Origin of the sequence: Streptomyces bohaiensis, assembly GCF_012033785.1 — a bacterium.
In the GTDB taxonomy this organism is placed as follows: domain Bacteria; phylum Actinomycetota; class Actinomycetes; order Streptomycetales; family Streptomycetaceae; genus Streptomyces; species Streptomyces bohaiensis.
In genome coordinates, this window is sequence record NZ_JAAVJC010000338.1 from 1 (window position 1) to 4526 (window position 4526).

The window sequence follows — 4526 nt, forward strand, 5'->3', positions numbered from 1 at the left end:
GCGCCGGGGCGTCGGTCGGGCGCCGGGTGTCACGACACCGGGCGGTGCTGCCCGCCGTCCTGACGGTGCTGCTGCTCGCGGTCCCCGTCGGCGCCTTCGAGGCGGCCGGCGGTCGGCTGGTCGCCGCCGACATCGCGTCGCTGCTGCTGGTGGCCGCCGGGATCGTCGCGGTGGTGCGGGGTCGGCGCCGGGCGCTCGGGGTGCCGGGGGCGGCGGTCTTCGCGGCCGCGGTGCTGGCGTTGGGCGTGGTCCATCTGACCTCCACGGGGCATCCGGACGCGCTGGTCGGCTGGGTGCGGTACCTCCAGGTCTTCGTCCTGGTCCCGCTGGCCGTGGTCGTGCTCGTCCGGGACCGACGGGACGCCCGTGCGGTCGGCGCCGGCTTCCTCGTGCTCGCGCTGGCGCAGGGCACCCTCGGCATCCTGCAGTACGCCACCGGCACCGGGGCCTCCTACATGGGGGAGGACATCCGCGCCGTCGGCACCTTCGGCCCGCAGAACGTGATGGGCATGTCCACCGTGGTCTGCTTCGGCCTGCTGGTCGCGGTCTGCGGGGCGCTGGCACCGCCGCCGGGCGCCCCGCGCTGGTGGCGCCCGGCGGCGGTCGGCTGCGCCGGGTGGCTGCTGCTGGCGCTGGCGGTGTCGTTCAGCCGCGGTGCGTGGATCGCCGCGGCGGTCGCCTGCGCCGCCGTCGTGCTGCTCTCCGGTGCGTTGACCCGGCGGGCGGTGACGGCGCTGTGCGTCCTGGTCGTGCTGGCCGGCGGGACGGCAGTCACGCTCTCCGGCCGGCTGGCCGACCGCCTGACCAGCATCGGCCAGGTCACCGGGACTCCCGACCAGTCGGTGGTGGACCGGTACGCGATGTGGGACGCGGCGCGGTCGATGTGGCGGCAGGAGCCGTGGACCGGCGTCGGTCTGAAGGGATTCCCCGCGCACCGCGACGCCCACGCCTCGGTGGCGCTGTCCGCGGGAAGCGACACCGCGGGGGCCGGTGCCGAGTTCCAGCGGCAGGCGCTGGAGTCGCCGCACAACATGTACCTGCTGGTCCTCGGCGAGCAGGGGCTGGTGGGGGCCACGGCGCTGATCGGCGGCTGGGCGGTGCTGCTGGCCGGCTGCCTGCTGCGGGTGCGGGCCGCTCGCCGTCTCGCGTCCGGCGCGCCGGGCGGCGGGACCGGACGGGGGCTGTTCGGCGGGGTCGGCCCTCTCGGGCTCCTCACCGCCCGTCCCGGCGTGCCCGACGTGGGGCTACTGGCCACCGGGTTGATGATCTGGCTGGCCGTCACCTTCGCCTTCGCGGACATCGGCGGGCCCACCACCGTCGCCACGGCGGTGGTCCTGGGGCTGGTGGCGTGGTGGGCGGTCGGCACCCCCTCTCCGGCCACGGCGGCTCCGGCGGTCGGTGCGGCGCCCGGCGACGCCGGGGCTGACACCGCCCCGAACGGGGCGGACGGCGACGCACCGGAGACCGGGACGCCCGCCGCGCGCCTGCACGAGGCGTCGGCGCCCGGTCCGGCCCGACCGGACGCCGACGGGGCCGACGCCGACGCGGACGGGGCGGGGGACGACCCGGACGGGGCGGGGGACGACCCGGACGGGGCGGGGGGCGACGCGTCCGCCGCCGTCTCGCACGACAGCTCGGACGGCCGTGCCGAGGCGGAGGCCGCGGACATGGCGGTGGTGGACCCCGAGGCGGCGGACCCCGACGCGGCGGGCTCCGAGGTGGTGGACCCCGAGGTGGTGGACCCCGAGGCGGCGGGCTCCGAGGCGGCGGGCTCCGAGGCGGCGGACCCCGAGGCGACTGACCGGGGGCCGACGGACGGGGCCGCCACCCCCGACGGCACCGCCCCGGACAGCTCGGCCATCCCGGACAGCTCCGCCGGCCCGGGGGCAGCCGACGACGACTCCGTCCCGGAGGCAGGGAGCGGCGCCCCGTGCGGCCCGGCTGCCCGCGAGCAGCGGGAGGCGCCGTGACCACCCCTGCAGCCCCGGGCCCGGTGCCGGCCGACGCCGTCGCCGCGGACACCGCTGTCTCCGCCCCGACCGCTGCCACCCCGGCCGACGCGGTTCCGCAGCCGTCGCCGCCGCGGTCCGTCCCCGGGGACAGGTTCGTCGCCCGGGCCGCGCTGGTCACCGCGGTGCTCACCGCGGGTGGCGCGCTGCTCGGCCTGGTGCGGGACCAGACGCTGGCCCACCTCTTCGGCGCCGGCAGCGAGACCGATGCCTTCCTCGTCGCCTGGACCTTCCCCGAGTTCGCCTCGACCGTGCTGATCGAGGACGCCATGGCGCTCGTCCTCGTCCCGGCGTTCAGCCTCGCCCTCGCCCGGCGCGGGCTCGCCACCTCGCCCCGGGACCCGGTGGGCGAGCTGCTGCGGGCGACGCTGCCCCGTCTGCTGCTGGTGCTCGCCGTCACGGCTGCCGCGCTCGCCGCCACCGCGCCGCTGCTGGTGCGCCTGCTGGCGCCCGGGCTCGCCGATCCGCAACTGGCGGCCGACTGCACCCGGATGACGGCCGTCACCGTGCTCACCTTCGGAGCCGCCGGCTACCTGAGCGCGGTACTGCGGGCGCACCACAGTTTCGCGCCACCCGCCGCCATCTACATCGCCTACAACCTCGGGATCGTCGCGGCGGCGTTCGCGCTGCACACGGCGTGGGGGATGCGGGCGGCGGCGCTCGGCGTCGCCCTCGGCAGCCTGCTGATGGTGCTGGTGCAGCTGCCCGCCTTCCTGCGCCGCCTCCCGGCGCAGCGGTGGCGGCCGACGGGCCGCTGTCGCCCGGGGCGGCGACCCTGGCGCTGGTCGCCCCGGTGGCGCTGTTCGCGCTGAGCCGCCAGGCGCAGGTGCTGGTGGAACGCTTCCTTGCCTCCGACCTACCCGCCGGGGCCATCTCCCACCTCAACTACGCGCAGAAGGTCGCGCAGTTGCCGATGGTGCTCTCGCTGATGATCGTGACCGTCACCCTCCCGGTGGTGGCCCGCGCGATGGCCGAGGGCGACCTGGACGGGGCGCGTCGCCGCGTGGAGCGGGACCTGGTCTGGGCCTCGGGCGTGGTGCTGGCCGGCGCCGCCTACGTGCTGGCGTGCGGACCGCAGCTCATCGAGGTGCTGTTCCAGCGGGGCGCCTTCGATGCCGCCGCCACCGAGGCCACGGCCTCGGTGATGCGGGTCTACGCCCTCGGGCTGCTCGGCCACACCCTCGTCGGCACCCTGGCGCGCCCCTTCTTCTCCGCGGCGCGCCCAACCTGGTACCCGATGGTGGCGATGGCCTGCGGTCTCGCCGTCACCGCGGCCGCCGGCGCCGCGCTGGTCGGCCCCTGGGGCGCGCCCGGACTGGCCGCGGCCAACGCGGCCGGCATCGCGGTCGCCGCGCTGCTGATGCTGCGCGGGCTGCGCGCCCGGGTGCTCGCCGTGGACATCCGGCGGGTGCTGGCGACCCTCGCCCGGACGGCGTGTGCCGCCGCCGCGGCGGCCATGGCCGCCTGGTCGCTGGCCGACCGGCTCGACTCACCGGTGGCGGCACTGGTCGCCGCCGCTGTTCTGGTCCCCTCCGTCCTCGTGGCCGCCTCCGCGGCGCTGCGGGTGCCGGAGGCCCTCTCCCTGGTCGCCGAAGCCCGAAGGAGGCTGCGCCATGTCCGCTCTGTTCCGTGAGACGACCGTCTCGTCCGCCGTCAGGAGCGCGGTGAGGTCCGCGAGGCCCGCCGGGGCGCGGGGCGCGACGCTTCCGTGGACCCTGATGTACCACTCTGTGGACCACCCGACGGCCGACCCCTACAACATCACCGTCTCCCGCCGCCGGTTGGAGGAGCAGCTGCGCTGGCTGCGCGACCGGGGGCTGCGGGGTGTCTCCCTCGGGGAGATGCTGGCCGCGCACGCCGCGGGTCGGTCGGCCGGGCTCGTCGGGCTGACCTTCGACGACGGGTACACCGACTTCCTCACCGGCGCGGTGCCGCTGCTGCACCGCTACGACTGCACGGCGACGGTCTTCGTCCTCCCCGGGCTGCTGGGGGGCTTCAACGACTGGGACCCGCTCGGCCCACGCAAGCCCCTGCTGACCGGCCACGGCGTCCGGGCGGTCGCCGCCGCGGGGATGGAGGTCGGCTCGCACGGGATGTACCACCGGAGCCTGCGAGGGCTGCGGGAGACCGACCTGCGGGCCGAGCTGGAGGAGAGCCGCGACCGGCTGGCGGACATCTGCGGCACCCCGCCCGCCGGGTTCTGCTACCCGTACGGCGACGTGGACGAGGCGGCGGTCGCCATGGCGCGCGAGGTCGGGTACGACTACGCCTGCTCGATCAATCCGGGCCCGCTGACCGGCCGGTGGGCGCTGCCGCGCGCCCACGTCGGGCAGCGGGACACCGCCGCGCGGCTGTGGGCGAAGCGGGTGCTCCACCCGCTGCGGCGCCGCGCGGTCACCGTGACCGGCGGCAGCGAGACCGGGTCCCGGCCGCCCCGTGCCCGGGGCGCCGCAGGGGCCGGGCCGTACCGGGCGGGCGGCCGCCCGCCCGCCATGCCCTACGGGACGGACGTCCCCG

Annotated in this window: 2 protein-coding genes and 1 pseudogene; all 3 read left to right on the plus strand. The window is 77.4% G+C overall.

Annotation, left to right across the window (positions count from 1 at the left end; all coding sequences use genetic code 11):
- A partial coding sequence (locus tag HCN52_RS22100; protein ID WP_245175358.1) for an O-antigen ligase family protein occupies positions 1 to 1970 on the plus strand: 1970 nt, incomplete at its 5' end.
- A 23-nt stretch (positions 1971 to 1993) separates the two neighbouring features.
- A pseudogene (locus HCN52_RS26465) lies at positions 1994 to 3642 on the plus strand (lipid II flippase MurJ).
- A gap of 85 nt (positions 3643 to 3727) precedes the next feature.
- A partial coding sequence (locus HCN52_RS22110; protein ID WP_168090202.1) for a polysaccharide deacetylase family protein occupies positions 3728 to 4526 on the plus strand: 799 nt, incomplete at its 3' end.